Genomic DNA, 14,834 nt, shown 5'->3' on the forward strand with positions numbered 1-14,834 from the left:
CATTCATATTGAAGAGCATTTATTTTCCAAAAGCTTTCATTATTTTTATCGGCTATCCACTGCGTTTTTTATAGCGGTATTGCCCTGGAGTAATTCCCTCTTGTTTGCGGAAGGAACGGATGAAGTTTTGCGGATTATTGTAACACAGCTTTGCAGCGATGTCTTTAATTGGCAGCTCGCTATCGGCGAGCCATTGTTTTGCCATTTTGAAACGGTACATCGACAAATACTCGCTAAACGAATAATTCGTCTCCTTACGGAAAACGCTGCTTAAATAATTGGCATTATAGTGGAGCCGCGATGCACATTCTTCTAGCGTAAGGTCGGTGTCGTACAGATGCTGCACGAGGTCAATGATCTTCTCCGAAATGTTGTGGTACTGCGCCTCCTGACGATCCTTGAATATGTTGATCATCGGATAAACAACGCTGGTCCAGAACCAGTCATCGATCTCAGCAGAGGTATGCAGCTCAAGCAGCTCCTCAAGCAGGGAACCCTTTAATGGATGGATTTGATTAAGGCTTACGCCTGATTCCTGCATAACGATCAACAGATTATTGAGCAGCCGGGCAAGCGGAATTTGATATTCCTGCGGCGATAGCTCCACGACAAATACCGCCTGCAAAAAAGCTCGCAGCAGCTCCTTCGATTTATCCTTCTCGGCCAGCTTAATCGCATCGATAAGCTCATTCTCGATATGCCCTGGGTAGTTGAGATTCAAATAATGTTTGCCGGCATTTACATTCTCATACTGAATAATGATGCCTTCGCCTAATTTCATGCGCTGCTTCAGTGCCTCAAGGCCTTCTTTATAAGCTGTCGCCAGCGATGAGAAGGAGTCGAACGGCAAGCTCATGCCAATACTGACCTGCACGTTTAGGTAGCTTGCGATCTGCTGCTGCAGATGCTCCGTTAGCGCATATTTTGCATTGTGGAAAGCGTCCTTGCCCACTTCTGCACTGCCGATGATCGTCACAATTGTCTGATCCATAATGATCGGGGCAAGTCGCTGTTCGAAGGGAATAAGCTCCTCGATGATGTTATGGACAGCGAATAGGAGCAGCTCCAAATCACTTTTGGAGTAACGGCTGTTGCCTTGAAAGTCAATTTGCAGCGTAATCGCGGCCATCGTTTTCCACTCTTTTAGCTGAGAGCCATAGCCGAATTGAGCCAGCTTTTCCGGAATTTCACTTGACTTGATGTTGCCTTGGAAGGCTTTCATGAAGAAGAAGGTGCGCACTTGATGAATATGCTGCCTAACCTCTTTTTCAAGCTCGGTTTTGGACTGGAATAAATGGGTGACGCGTTCGCCAATCGCTTGAAATTCATTTGTTTTCCGCTTCTGAATGTCGGTCAGACGCTCGCCGATTTGATTCAGCAGCAATTGAATTGGCGAATACATATGCCGTGAGCCGATCCAAGCGAGCAGCATGGATAGCGTGAGCATAAATAGACATACATAAAGTGTATACGTGCCAATTTTATTTGATTCCTTCGTCATGCCGGCAATGGAAGTGGCAGAGAGATAGATCCAGCCGTTAAGGTCGGAACGGTAATAGGTGACTGAATAGTCCTTCTGTTCAATCGATTGTGTAAACTGCCCCGAGGGCTCAGTGAGCTGTCCCATATGCAGTCCGCTCTCGAGCACAGGCTTGCCGATCAACGCTTGGTCGGGATGGAGCAGAATACGGTATTGATCATCCAAAATCATAATGGTCGAAAAAGGGTCCTCTTCGCTCTTAAGCAGCTCCTGCAAGCTGCAGGTCGGAATGTTGGCGAGCGCCAAGCCGTATTTTTCAAGCCCATTCGTTGGCAGCTTCTTCACGAGGCTGATGCTGTAGCTGCAAGCAGCACTTTCCGCGGCTTCTTCACTATAAAACCAGCTGGACGGGTTAAGCACCCATGAGGTTCCTTCAGGCATATGCATAAGGCTGGACAGCTCATCGAAATAAGCATATTGTTCAAATGAATATAGTCCGGAATTTTTGATCATCCAGTTATGGCGCTCATTGATCAGGATGACATCCTCAAGCTTGGTGTCAAAGGATTGCATATGGCGGATCTCGTTCCGCAGGTCATCATACATCACAAAATCGTTGACGGTTAGCGGCTGATTCATCGCTTTTTTGAGCACGGTCGAGTTAATAACCTGATTCAGCGTGTGGTTGACAGTCGTCAATTTCTGCTCTACATTGGAGTTGATTTGCATGATAAGCTGCATTTTCCCACGGTTTACATTTTTCTGAATTTCACTGGAAGAGGTCGCATACGAGAATGCGCCGATAAAAATGACGGGAAGAGTGCTGAGTAGAAAGCCGAAGATCGTCATCTTGCTTAAAAAGGTTAAAGATCGCACAGCTATCAACACCTTGTCTAGTAATGAGCGAGCATTAGCTTTATTTTAGTAAACGCATACATTTTGAGCAATAATCATCTATCGCGCAAATAATCATTTCCTTAGATTATGAAGAGAAAAGGCTGATAAGACAAGGGGGATTAAGGTGGTAATCCATTCAAGGAACATAGGAATACGCGCAGGCTGTCGCTTTTTTGTCGTGCTGCTTATCCTTTTTATTTGCGCTTCATGCACCGCATCTTCTGCCCCAAATGAGCGAAAAGACGCAAACACAAAAACGACGATCTCCATTATGGCACCGCTGCACTTCCCCCATCCGCCAAGTGAAGAGATCATTGCGCTCATCGAGAATCTAACAAATGTGAAGCTTGATATTAACTGGGTACCGGACGGCATCTACACAGATAAAATGAACACAGCTCTCTCCACAAATTCGCTGAAGAAGGCGACTTTCGTGAAGCATACTGATTATATTTTTGTGAAAAATGCCATTCGCTCGGACTCTTTCTGGGAGATCGGCCCTTATTTGGAGCGGTTCCCGAATTTAAGGCATTTGAATAGCGGTATTTTGGAACAATCCGCAATAGATGGCGGCATATACGGGCTTTACACGGAGCGGCCATCGTCTAGGCAAGGCGTTATTATAAGGGAAGACTGGCTGGATAATCTCAAGCTGGACAAGCCTGGAACGATTGAGGAGCTGTATGAGGTCATTCGGCAGTTTACGCTCGGTGACCCGGACCGCAATGGAAAAAAGGATACCGTCGGGCTGGCTGACCGTAATGATTTGGTATTTGGGGCCTTTAAGACGCTGAGCTCTTATTTCGGCACGCCGAACAACTGGGGTATCGTCGATAAGAAGGTAGTTCCAGAGTTCGAAACGGCAGCCTACATGGATACGATGAATTTCATGAAGAAGCTGTACGATGAGCAGCTTATAAACGCGGATTTTGCGGTAACGAGCAAGGAGATGCAGCGGGCTAACATTATACGAGGCGCAGCAGGCGTATATATCGGGAGCATGACCGACGTGCAGAGGCTCTCGGATGAAGCGAAGCAGATCAATCCTGCTGCGCGCTTCACCTTGGTGAATCGTATTCAAGGACCGGAAGGGTATCGTGTTTGGTCGATTCCGAATTATAACGGGCTTTATTTATTTTCCAAAAAGGCGATTCGGACGGAAGAGGAGCTGCTGGAGCAGCTTGCGTTCTTCGATCGTACGATGGATAAGGATGTTGCCAATCTTATGCGGTACGGGATCGAAGGCAAGCACTATCTTCTGGAGGGTGAAGAGGTTCAACTGCCTGAAGAGACGTCTCAGCTGCGCGTAACAGAGGTCAACGCGCTTTATCCGCTTATGATTGCCGATCTAAGCAATCCGAATGTACGGAAGGTAGCAGAGAAAGAAACGATGTGGGAGATGGCGGAGCGTCTCAGCGCAGATAACGATAAGTTTCTCGTGACGGACAAGGTCATTGGCCTTGAATCGAAGACTTACGATGAGAAGAGCATGGAGCTGTACAAAATCATTTCCGACGCGACATACAAATATATTCTCGGACAGATTAGTATGGAAGGATTTTATCAGGAGGTCGAACGCTGGAAGCGCAGCGGCGGCAGCTTAATGATTAGCGAGTATACGGATGCGTATTTCAAGAAGCAATGAGCGGGCAATAAAACGATGTATAGAGCAGCTTTGCAGGTAATATCTTCCCTGCAAAGCTGCTCAATTTTTTTGAGCAAAAAAATAAAAAAACAAGTTTGTGAGTATAAAGAACTAGGTAAAAGTATCGATTTTTCGAAGGATATTTTATAGAATTGTCGAAATAACTCGCAAATTGTTTATATTTGTTTAGAAATTGGATAGAACGACGGTATATAATAAAAATCTGCTTTACGTTGTTGATGGATGGCAGAATTGAAAAAGACGACATGGAGTGTGACTTAAGATGAAAACTGATTTTTTTCAAGAAGTACATAAGCTGGGTTACGACAACGAATGGAGATACAAACTGCTTATCCGAGGTATTCAAAACATACAAGAAGAGAAAAAGTCCCAAGGTTTTTTTAAGAAGCTGGAGAGACGATTCGTAAACAAATATAAGAAGATCAAGGTTTCCGCTTGGAAGTAAGGGGCGCTATGCAATAAGTGCCATTTCATATAAAACACATGATTTGAGGGTGAAGAGCGATCTTCACCCTTTTTGTGTTGTGTTCATTTAACAAAAGTGTCACCAAAAGCGGCAATAATCATTAGCTCAGATGCCTCTAGAACGATACGCCATATGAACAAATGATTGTTTCGGCACTCTTCCTCCAGGTGGTAGCTTGAAGAGGTAGCAACCAAAACGATATATGGAGGTCAACGCTGTATGAAGAAAAAATCGTTTTCGATTCTGATGGGCGTAGTTTTGACATTTAGTTTATTGCTCGCAGCTTGTTCTAGCGGCAGCAATAATGGAAAAAATAATACGCCGCCAGCAGCAACCAATGACAGCGCAGCAAAGACGGAAGAGACAGACGAACCGGCAGAGCCGGAGAAGCCGACTGAAATTACGATCATGCTGCCTCTTAACATCGCAGAGACACCGCCAGATACAATCAAAAATGAGCTGGAGAAGCTGACGAACACCAAACTAACGTATCAATTTTTTCCGGCAGACACGTATGAGGAGAAGCTGAACGCATCCTTTGCGACGGGTTCGCTGCCGCAGGTTACTTATTTGAAGAACCAAGCGACCTTCGTTCAAATGAAAGAAGCGATCAGAGACGGTCAGTTTTGGGAAATTGGCCCTTATTTCAGCGAGTTTCCTAACCTGAGCAAGCTGAAGGAAGAGATTTTGAACAATACAAAAGTGGATGGCAAGCTATATTCGCTATACATCGGCAGACCGCTGGCTCGCCAAGGCATTATTTATCGCAAGGACTGGGCAGATAAGCTTGGCATCGCCGCACCGGCTAACGTGGATGAATTGTTTACGATGATGGAGAAATTTACGACGGGCGATCCGGATGGCAACAACAAGCCGGACACGATTGGATTAGCTGATCGGAACGATCTCGTATATGGTGCATTCAAAACGGTCTCCGCATGGTTCGGCACGCCGAACAACTGGGGTGAGCGGGACGGCCAGCTTGTTCCAGAGTTTACGACGCCTGAATATGCAGCCACGATGGATTTTATCAAAAAAATTCGCGACGCCAAAGCGATGAACGTAGACTTTGCAGCGACAAGCAAAACAGATCAGGTCAATATGTTCACGAGCGGCAAGGCAGGCGTATACATCGGCTCCATGCAGGATGTCGACTCACTAGTGAAGGACCTTGTTAAAAACGTGCCGACCGCAGTCGTTGATACACACAGCATGATCGCCGGACCAGACGGGAAGCTGGCATCGTGGTCCATTCCGGGCTACAACAACGTAGCGTTATTCCCGAAATCTGCAATTAAAGATGAAGCTGAGCTGAAGAAGATTTTGGCTTACTTCGATAAGCTGATGACGCCAGAAGTGGCGAACATGATGTTCTGGGGCATTGAAGGTACTCATTATACGGTAGTGGATGGCAAGGCAAAAGCATCGGCAGATAAAGAGCTGACGGAGCGCGAGGTCAAAGGCTTTAAGGACAGCGTTATTGGCGAGCCGGAAACAAACGGCATGTACGATGGTTTCCACGAGCTTCCGGCGAGAATTCATGCGGAGCAGCTCATTATCGAGAACGAGAAGATCGCCATTGCCGATCCTACTGCGCCGCTTGATTCGAAAACGTATACCGAGAAGGGCACGGAGCTTCAAGAAATTATAAAGGATGCCACTTACAAATATATTTATGGATCGATTGATAAAGCTGGATTCGACAAAGCGGTTGAGGATTGGAAGAAGCGCGGCGGGGCTCAGATTATCGAGGAATACAATGCTGCTTACAAAAAATAAAGAATAGCCCATAGAGGCTGCTCGCATGCTCGAGCAGTCTCTATAACCTCTCGTGGAAAGGAAGAACCCATATGCAAGAAGCTCATCAGGAAAACGCGGTTCAACTGGCAAGGGTACCTCAGCCTAGAACGAGCGAGCTTAAGAAGCGGCTTTGGAAAAACAAATGGCTCTATGTCATGCTGCTGCCGGGCGTGCTTTTCTTCATTATTTTTAAATATATTCCGATGTTTGGGCTTGCTATTGCCTTTCAAGACTATAAGCCATTCAAGGGTATTGGCGGGAGTGAGTGGGTTGGCTTCAAGCATTTTGAACGTTTGTTCACGGAGCCTGATTTTTTGAACATTTTAACGAATACACTGCTGCTGTTTGGCATGAATTTATTATTTTATTTTCCGATCCCGATTCTGCTGGCGCTTATGCTGAACGAGGTTCGATTCTCTTTTTTCAAACGGACGTTTCAGACGCTTGTGTATTTGCCGCATTTTATGTCTTGGGTCATTATTGTGTCGATCAGCTTCGTGATGCTAACGTCGGACGGCGGTATCGTGAACGAGCTGCTTGAGTACTTTGGATTCGAAAAAGTCAATTTCCTGCTCAGTCCCGAGTGGTTCAGACCAACCTATATCATTCAGGTGATCTGGCGGGAAGCGGGTTGGGGAACGATCATATATTTGGCGGCCATCGCCTCCGTCGATCCTGGCCTCTATGAGGCAGCGCGCATGGATGGAGCGGGCCGGCTTAGACAGGTATGGCATATTACGCTGCCTGCCATTCGGAGCGTTATTATTATTTTGCTCATTCTAAAGATCGGCGATGTGCTTGAGCTTGGGTTCGAGCATGTGTACCTGCTGCTGAACTCGATGAATCGTGAGGTTGCTGAGATTATCGACACCTATGTTTATACAGCTGGACTTAGACAGGGGAAATTCAGCTACAGCACGGCGATTGGCTTCTTCAAATCCTTTATCGGGCTTGTGCTTGTAATGACGGCCAATAGACTCGCGAAGAAGATGGGCGAGGAAGGCATCTATTAGAGTAAGGCGTTTGAAGATCGAAGGTCGAAGTCGCCAGAAGCTTCACTACAAAAACTTAAGGAGGATTCAGCATGGTAGAGGATAAAACGTTCAGCGGGCGGCTATTTTCCATTGTGAACTTCACGCTCCTTGCCATTATCGCGCTCGTAACGGTGCTTCCGTTTCTGCATGTTGTTGCCGGATCATTCACCACAAGCGCCGAGATGGCGATGAAGAAGTTCATCCTCGTGCCGACGATTTGGAGCTTTGATGCCTATAAATTCATTTTCTCGACCAATACGATTTTTCGTGCCATGACGGTATCGACCGGCGTTACGATCGTCGGAACCCTGTTCAGCATGTTCACAACAGCGTTGATGGCCTATGGCTTGTCCCGAAGAGATCTCGACGGACGCAAGGGAATTATGTTTCTCGTCGTATTTACGATGCTCTTCAGCGGCGGACTCATTCCGACATTTCTTGTTGTGCGCGAGATGGGGCTGATCGACAGCTATGCAGCGCTTATTATTCCGTCGGCAATCAGCGCGTTCAACCTTATTATTTTGAAAAACTTTTTTCAAAATATACCCGAAGGGCTTGAGGAATCGGCCAAAATTGATGGCTGCAACGACTTCGGCATCTTGTTCCGTATCGTGCTTCCGCTATCAATGCCCGCGATCGCTACCATTTCATTATTTTACGCGGTCACCTATTGGAATACGTATCTCAGTGCGATTCTGTACTTGGATGACAGCGCCAAATGGCCAATTCAGGTGCTGCTCCGCCAAATCGTCGTGCTGGCTAGCGGCCTAGACTACAGCTCCGACCTGGATGCAGCGGTTCCGCCGCCGGATCAGACGGTGAAGATGGCTGTCATCGTTGTAGCGACGCTGCCTATTCTGATCGTATATCCGTTTTTGCAAAAGCATTTCGCTAAAGGTGCGATGCTGGGATCGATTAAAGGTTGATGTTGTTTGAGCTTGGACTGTAACAGTGGAAAATGGAGAGGAGTGCTGTTTGGATGCGAAATGATGTGAAATGGACACCTATCGATTGGGCGAGAGCCGCTTGCGATTCTTTAATGGACACTTATTTGCCAGAAAAGCTTCCTCCTGCCGGCCGCTGGCATTATCACCAAGGCGTGTTTCTTTGCGGGATGGAGATGCTGTGGCAGGCGGAGGGGGATGACCGTTACGCTGCTTATATTAAGCGCTACGTTGACAAGCTGGTGGATGAATGCGGCAATTTTGAGTTTGCTCGTGACGAGCTGGATGCTATCCAAGTGGGGCTGTTATTGTTCCGTTTAGATGAACAAGGCGATGAGCGCAAATACCGAATCGCAGCCGATAAGCTGCGCGGCCTGTTCGACACGCTGCACCGCACCTCGGAGGGCGGCTTTTGGCACAAGGATAAATATGCCTACAATATGTGGCTGGACGGCTTGTATATGGGCGGAGTATTTGCGCTAAAATATGCGAACGCCTTCGGAGAAAAAGGGTTGCGCGATATGGTGCTGCATCAAGAGCAGCTGATGCGCCGCTATATGAGGGATGAGAAGACGGGGCTGCTCTATCACGCTTGGGATGAGAGCATGCAGATGCCCTGGGCAGATCCTGAGACCGGCTGTTCGCCAGAGTTTTGGGGTCGGTCACTCGGCTGGTATGGTCTTGCAGTCGCTCAGTTTCTTGATGAGATAGCGGAAGGCGAAGCGGGACGTGCTGAGCTGGAAGCCGTGCTGGCTGATTTCTCCCAGTCGCTGATTAAGTATCAGGATGGAGAGAGCGGGCTCTGGTATCAGGTCGTGGACAAAGGCCATTTGGCTGATAATTGGCTGGAAACTTCTTGTACTTGTTTGCTCGTCTATACGCTCGCAAGAGCCTATAAGCTTGGCCTTGTAGGAGATGAGTGCTTGGATGCGGCAAGGCGAGGGTTTGAAGGGCTTGTTCGAGTGGTGCAGTCTGACGAGCAGGGGCGTTTCATATTGCCGGATATTTGCATTGGCACCTCGGCTGGCGATTATGAAAACTACGTCACGCGCCCAACGATTCAGAACGATTTGCACGGCGTCGGCGCTTTCATTATGGCATGTGTTGAGATGGAGTCGCTTGTTGATCGGAAGGAGTAGCGGATAAAAGAGAAAGCTCTGCGGCAGAGTGAGCCGTAGAGCTTTGTTTAAATGTGCGCTTAGCACCTGTTATCCTTAATAAGTTTTAAAGCACCTGCTCCAGAAAACGTGCAGCTCTCTCGCTTTGAGGCTTAGTGAAAAACTGCTCAGGCTTCGTTTTTTCAACAAGCTTGCCGTTATCTAGGAAATAAATCGTGTCCGCAGCTTCGCGGGCAAACTTCATTTCATGCGTAACAATAAGCATCGTCATGCCGCTGTCGGCAAGGCTGCGAATAACATTAAGCACCTCTTTGACCATCTCAGGATCAAGCGCAGAGGTTGGCTCGTCGAACAGCAGGATGTCGGGTTCCATCGCTAAGCTTCTTGCGATCGCAACGCGCTGCTTCTGTCCGCCAGACAAGCGGGATGGATAACTATCTGCTTTGTCCGAGAGACCTACGCGAGCTAGCAGCTCCATCGCTTTCTTACGGGCTTCCTGCTGCGATACTCCTTTGACCTGAATCGGAGCAAACGTAATATTGTCGATCACGGTCATATGCGGGAATAGGTGAAAATGCTGGAATACCATGCCGATCCGCTGCCGCACGCGGGCAATATTTGTTTTGGGATCCGTAATGGCTGTTCCATCTATTGTAATCTCGCCGGAAGTCGGCGTCTCCAGCATATTTAAACAACGTAGAAAGGTGGATTTCCCTGAGCCGGATGGTCCGATTAGAGCAACGACCTCTCCTTTTTCAACGGTTGTTGTAATTCCTTTTAGCACTTGGTTTTTGCCGAAGGTTTTTGTTAAGTCGGTTACATTAATCACTGCGGCGCAGCCTCCTTTCAAGCATTCGAGCAAACGATGTTAAGACAAGCACAAGCACGTAATAGATTGCAGCTATAAATAATAATACTTCGATGGAGCGGAACTCAGTGGAGCGCACTACATCTGCTCGGCGCATCAAATCGGATACCCCAATGACAGATACGAGTGACGATTCCTTAAGCAAAGCAACACATTCATTTACGAGCGCCGGCAAAATGTTACGAAGCGCCTGCGGGAATATAATGCGAAGCATCATCTTCCGGTATGGAATGCCAAGTGCAATGGCGGCCTCGCGCTGTCCTTTGTCCACGGCCATAATGCCGCCGCGGATCGTTTCGGACAAATAGGCAGCTGAATTGAGTCCGAAGGCAAGGCCGGCAGCCATTAACGCAGGAATATCGTAATTGAATAGCTGCGGCGTTGCATAATAAATAATGGTCAGCTGTACAAGCAGCGGCGTGCCGCGGAATATAGATGTATAAGCGGTGGCGAACCACTCGAGCGGCTTAATGCCGGATATTTTGAATAGAGACAGCACCGTACCCCACACAAGTCCGAATAATGCGGATACAAAGGTGAAGAGCAGCGTGACATATACACCCTTGAGAATATAAGGAGTGTAACCCTTCAGTATACTGAAGTCGATGTTCAAATGAAGCAGCGAATCGGAATCTTCCTTCTCAGCAGCAAACCATTTCTGTACGATTTCATCGAGCTTGCCATCGTCCTTCATTTCGGAGAGAACGCCGTTAAACTCATTCACAATAGGGGACTTCTTAGGAAATGCAATGGCATAACCATTTTCCGCCGATTCAGCTGGCAGGAAATGCATCGCCAAACCCGGGTTTAAGCTGGTCATCTCAATGGCGACAGCGTCTTCTACGATAGCCGCATCGACACGTCCGGAGTTCAGCTCTTGGATAAGATCTGGAATCTTATTCAGCTTCTTAAGCGTGGCTCCTTCAATCGTTTCTGCGTAAAGATCCTGTGTGGAGCCAAGCTGCGTCGCGACTAGTTTACCCGATAAAGAAGCTTCTGTTTCGAGCGGTGCAGACTTCTTTGAGACAATCGTATTGCGGGCAGCGTAATACGTATCAGAGAAATCGACATTTTGCCTTCGCTCATCCGTGGCGGACATTGCGGACATGACGAAGTCGACTCGGCCGGTCTGAAGCGCAGCAACAAGCCCATTGAAATCCATGTGTGTGATTTCCAGTTCGTATCCGAGCTGACTAGTGATATACTTGGCTATATCGATATCCAATCCAACGAATTCGCCGTTGTTTTTGGCATCGACGCTTTCATAAGGTGGATAATCGGCGGATGTGCCCATTATGAGCTTCTTTTTTTGACCATTAACTGTGGTGCTTGATGCACTCTCTGCACTAACGGAATAAGTGCTGCTTTTCCCCATAGGGAAGGCTTGTCCAAGTCCGACTAGCAGAACCGTAAAGACGATAAGCGATAAATAAATGACTTTGAGCTTTTTTCGATTCATGATGTCCTCTTTCTTCTAAGTTGATAGGTTTAACAGGCTTATCTGTCATCACGAGATGAGTGTATATTGATAAAATAGCTCCGTTTCAGTCGAATGCGCCTGCAACATTAGAAATTATATGGTGTTCCCTATCCTTTGTAAATAACCAAAGAGCCGCTTTTGTGAAAATTTCAGCATATTTATTAGTACCCACTTATATTTATGCTGAATTATTTATGCGAAAAGACTGCATTTATTCAAGAAATTAGTGCCTGCCATTTTTGTTTGCATATTCGAGATTTTGACAGTCGTCATTTGATCAGAATTACTGTTATAATATCCAGATAGAAAGAAAACTATTTTCAGATGAAGGGAGGTGAGTACATTGTTCGAGCTTGAACTGCATGACATCATACCGTATCTCATTTCGATCAGCCTACTTTGTTCATTAGCTTATGCTTACGCTTCGCATTTGCATTCTGGTGCCTATGAGTACTGGGAACGGAATCAGGTTGTAAGTATAATGTATAGTTTGCTGCCGCAGGTTTTGATTCGTTCAATTCCGCTGCATCATTGGTTAGTTCGCAAGGTAAAGCGGAAAGAATCGCCAGATGATGACATAGCAGACTGTTCCAACTCGTTTGTTCAGCTATTTTCAAACAAACGAGGAGGATTTTTATGCAAACGAACAATGTATTCACTTCTTTAAAATACGGACGTGTATTAATGGCCGGTTTGATGCTGGCAGGGCTGCTTCTAGTAAGCGGCTGTAGTACGGCTAGTGGTACGATTGATGGAAATACACCGGGTATTTTTAACCACTATGTCATTTACCCATTATCAGCGGTGCTTCAATATCTTGCTGATATGTTTGGCGGAAATTACGGTTTTGCGATTATTGGCATTACACTTATGATCAGACTTGTTCTACTGCCGCTCATGATGCGCCAGTATCGCTCTCAGAACCAGATGAAAACAAAGATGGCTATCCTTCAGCCGGAGCTCAAGCAGCTCCAAGATAAGTACAAAAACAAGTCAGACGCAGCATCCAAGCAGAAGCTGCAGCAGGAAACGATGCAGCTTTACCAGAAGCATCAGGTGAATCCGCTCGCTATCGGGTGTTTGCCAATGCTCATTCAGATGCCGATATTGATGGGTCTATATTCCGCGATCAAGCTTACGCCAGAGCTGGCGGATCATTCGTTTCTTTGGTTTAAGCTAGGCTCGCCGGATATTGTGCTGCCGATTATCGCAGCGCTCGTTTATTTTGTACAATTCAAGGTTTCGCAGACGACGCAGCCCAATGCGAATGCTGCACAGCAGAAGCAGATGGCTTTCATGGGTTACCTGTCTCCGATACTGATGGGCGTATTCGCTCTATCGGCACCGGCAGCGATCTCGCTTTACTGGGTAACAGGTGGGTTGTTCATGATTGCGCAGTCTTATTTAGCCAAAAGAGTGTATGCGCCGAAGGTGGATGTCGCACTCGAGGGCAGCGCCTAAATTTGAAGGAGACGATCAGATGTCAGTCGGTGTACTCGCTCATTTATTCGGAAGCTTGCCGTACAAGGAGCTTGCTCCTAAGGTTGCGGAGAGCGGCTTCAGCCATGTGCAGCTAGCTTTGTGGAAGGCGATTAGCGATGTCGATTTCAGCAAGCCTGGGAACCTCAGCCCAGGCCTTGCGAATGCAATCGGCGAGCAGTTCGATAAGCATGGCGTTTCGATTTCGGTGCTTGGCTGCTATGTTCATTTATTTGAACGAGACGAGCAGCTGCGCCGTGCCAATGTGAATCGATTCAAGGAGCTGCTGCGTTATGCGAAGTATTTCGGAGCGCCAATGGTAGCTGCGGAAACGGGACGGAATGAAGGCGGAGACTACACAGACCGAGATTGGTCCGTGATGAAGGCGACATTAGAGGAGTTAGTAGAGGAAGCTGAGAAGTGGGGCGTCTTTGTCGGTTTAGAAGCGGCAAACGACCATTTAATTGGTACGGCTCCTGAGCTGGCTCGGATGCTGGGGGAGGTTCCTTCCTCCAATATCGGTGTCGTTATTGATCCTGGCAATCTGCTGACATCTTCTAATTTTGCGAGACAGGATGAGGTCATTGAACAAGCGTTCGAACTGCTCGGTGATCGTATTATTGCGGCTCATGCGAAGGATCGCATGCTGCTCGGGAGTGGCGAGCTGGCTACTGTAACTGCTGGCCTCGGACAGATGAATTATGAGCTGTATATGAAGCTTTTGAATCAATATAAGCCGCATGTACACATCATCATGGAAGAAGCGAAAGAGCATCAGATGGCGGAGTCAAAGGCTTATATAGATGGAATTCGTGCGCGGGTATAAGGGCTTAAAAGCGAAAAAACAGTAGACCATGGGACTCCCGAGGGCTGCTGTTTTTGTTTTTTTATATTGGAAAATAGCCCGTCCTATTCAGTTGTGATTTCATCTGCATTACCTGAAGTCGGAACATTTCGAAGCAGCATAAGTAATTTTTTTTTGGAATCAGCATGAACTACACCGCGAAAAACCTGATGTTTTGTATGAATGTCGAGTGAAAATTTTGTATGGAAAGGATCTGTTTCCGTCAATTGATAATAAACAACATCCTCCCAAGGAATGACTGTTTTTGCATGAAACACGCCATCTTCACCAATTGAATAATTAATTTTACCGCCAGAGAATATGGTGGTGAGCATAATGGGAAAAACATACGCAAACCAGTGCTTATAAACGATATCCGTTAAACCAAAGATAAGCAGTATCCATAAGGTCGTAACGATAACTACATACGACAGCACCGTGAGAGTGAATTTTTTGTCGGGAATAAGGAAAGATGGATTATATACTTGAACATTTTTTTTGGATTTTTTAAATATCCGAAATTGTTTATGCTCATTGTAGAAGGACCAAATGAGGATCAAGCAGCTGAGGATGTTCAGTAATAATGTAAACAAAAAATCGATGTGCAATTCGGTCGCTCCTCGTATATTTGCTGTAGTTGTTAGTATAAAGGGAAATATCCGATAAGGTAGAGGAGATACTGAAAGCAGTGAAAAAAGAAATATTACTCTTCCATTGATTATAGGGATAACAATACTTTTGTACCAAGGGACTAAATT

The 14,834-nt window shown here is 46.6% G+C and carries 13 protein-coding genes; 9 read left to right on the forward strand and 4 right to left on the reverse strand.

Features of this window, described 5'->3' with window-relative positions:
- Positions 1–52: 52 nt before the first annotated feature.
- Positions 53–2,356 (reverse strand): AraC family transcriptional regulator, encoded by a 2,304-nt coding sequence (locus AB4Z45_RS14475; RefSeq protein WP_441910065.1) that lies wholly within the window; start codon positions 2,354–2,356, stop codon positions 53–55.
- Positions 2,357–2,501: 145 nt separating this feature from the next.
- Here AB4Z45_RS14475 and AB4Z45_RS14480 point away from each other — a divergent pair, with 145 nt between their 5' ends.
- The 6 genes from AB4Z45_RS14480 (at position 2,502) to AB4Z45_RS14505 (ending at position 9,426) form a co-directional block, all read left to right on the forward strand.
- Positions 2,502–4,022, forward strand: coding sequence for an extracellular solute-binding protein (locus AB4Z45_RS14480; RefSeq protein ID WP_441910067.1), 1,521 nt, complete (start codon positions 2,502–2,504; stop codon positions 4,020–4,022).
- 283 nt (positions 4,023–4,305) lie between these two features.
- Positions 4,306–4,488: a hypothetical protein gene (locus AB4Z45_RS14485; RefSeq protein WP_441910069.1), complete on the forward strand. Its 183-nt coding sequence runs from the start codon at positions 4,306–4,308 to the stop codon at positions 4,486–4,488.
- Positions 4,489–4,728: 240 nt separating this feature from the next.
- Positions 4,729–6,288, forward strand: coding sequence for an extracellular solute-binding protein (locus tag AB4Z45_RS14490; RefSeq protein ID WP_441910071.1), 1,560 nt, complete (start codon positions 4,729–4,731; stop codon positions 6,286–6,288).
- Positions 6,289–6,359: 71 nt separating this feature from the next.
- Positions 6,360–7,322 carry an ABC transporter permease gene (locus AB4Z45_RS14495; RefSeq protein ID WP_441874618.1) on the forward strand — a complete coding sequence of 321 codons (963 nt, stop codon included), beginning with the start codon at positions 6,360–6,362 and terminating at the stop codon, positions 7,320–7,322.
- A gap of 71 nt (positions 7,323–7,393) precedes the next feature.
- Complete coding sequence (locus tag AB4Z45_RS14500; RefSeq protein WP_076266349.1) at positions 7,394–8,269, forward strand: carbohydrate ABC transporter permease; 876 nt, start codon at positions 7,394–7,396, stop codon at positions 8,267–8,269.
- Between the two features lie 53 nt (positions 8,270–8,322).
- Positions 8,323–9,426, forward strand: a complete 1,104-nt coding sequence (locus AB4Z45_RS14505) for a glycoside hydrolase family 88/105 protein (RefSeq protein WP_441910073.1) — start codon at positions 8,323–8,325, stop codon at positions 9,424–9,426.
- A gap of 85 nt (positions 9,427–9,511) precedes the next feature.
- Here AB4Z45_RS14505 and AB4Z45_RS14510 read toward each other — a convergent pair whose 3' ends face one another.
- On the reverse strand, positions 9,512–10,234 hold the full coding sequence (locus AB4Z45_RS14510) for an amino acid ABC transporter ATP-binding protein (protein WP_430056719.1): 723 nt from the start codon (positions 10,232–10,234) through the stop codon (positions 9,512–9,514).
- Entirely contained in the window at positions 10,227–11,732 is a 1,506-nt protein-coding gene (locus tag AB4Z45_RS14515; RefSeq protein ID WP_441910075.1) for an ABC transporter substrate-binding protein/permease, read from the reverse strand. The genes AB4Z45_RS14510 and AB4Z45_RS14515 overlap by 8 nt, the downstream gene beginning before the upstream one ends.
- Positions 11,733–12,096: 364 nt before the next feature.
- Here AB4Z45_RS14515 and AB4Z45_RS14520 point away from each other — a divergent pair, with 364 nt between their 5' ends.
- Genes AB4Z45_RS14520 through AB4Z45_RS14530 form a run of 3 tightly spaced genes read left to right on the forward strand, consistent with a single transcriptional unit; the run spans position 12,097 to position 14,058 of the window.
- The gene (locus AB4Z45_RS14520; protein ID WP_076266345.1) at positions 12,097–12,420 is read left to right on the forward strand and encodes a hypothetical protein; all 324 of its coding nucleotides are present in this window, start codon (positions 12,097–12,099) and stop codon (positions 12,418–12,420) included.
- Positions 12,390–13,214 (forward strand): membrane protein insertase YidC, encoded by an 825-nt coding sequence (gene yidC / locus AB4Z45_RS14525; protein ID WP_441910077.1) that lies wholly within the window; start codon positions 12,390–12,392, stop codon positions 13,212–13,214. Before AB4Z45_RS14520 ends, yidC begins: the two co-directional genes overlap by 31 nt.
- Before the next feature lie 19 nt (positions 13,215–13,233).
- Entirely contained in the window at positions 13,234–14,058 is an 825-nt protein-coding gene (locus AB4Z45_RS14530) for a sugar phosphate isomerase/epimerase family protein (protein WP_441910078.1), read from the forward strand.
- Between the two features lie 83 nt (positions 14,059–14,141).
- On the opposite strand, the gene AB4Z45_RS14535 is transcribed toward AB4Z45_RS14530, so the two are convergent.
- Positions 14,142–14,684 carry a DUF5673 domain-containing protein gene (locus tag AB4Z45_RS14535; protein WP_441910079.1) on the reverse strand — a complete coding sequence of 181 codons (543 nt, stop codon included), beginning with the start codon at positions 14,682–14,684 and terminating at the stop codon, positions 14,142–14,144.
- Positions 14,685–14,834 lie beyond the last annotated feature (150 nt).

The sequence above is a fragment of the Paenibacillus sp. MCAF9 genome (assembly GCF_052114265.1).
Classification (GTDB): Bacteria; Bacillota; Bacilli; order Paenibacillales; family Paenibacillaceae; genus Pristimantibacillus.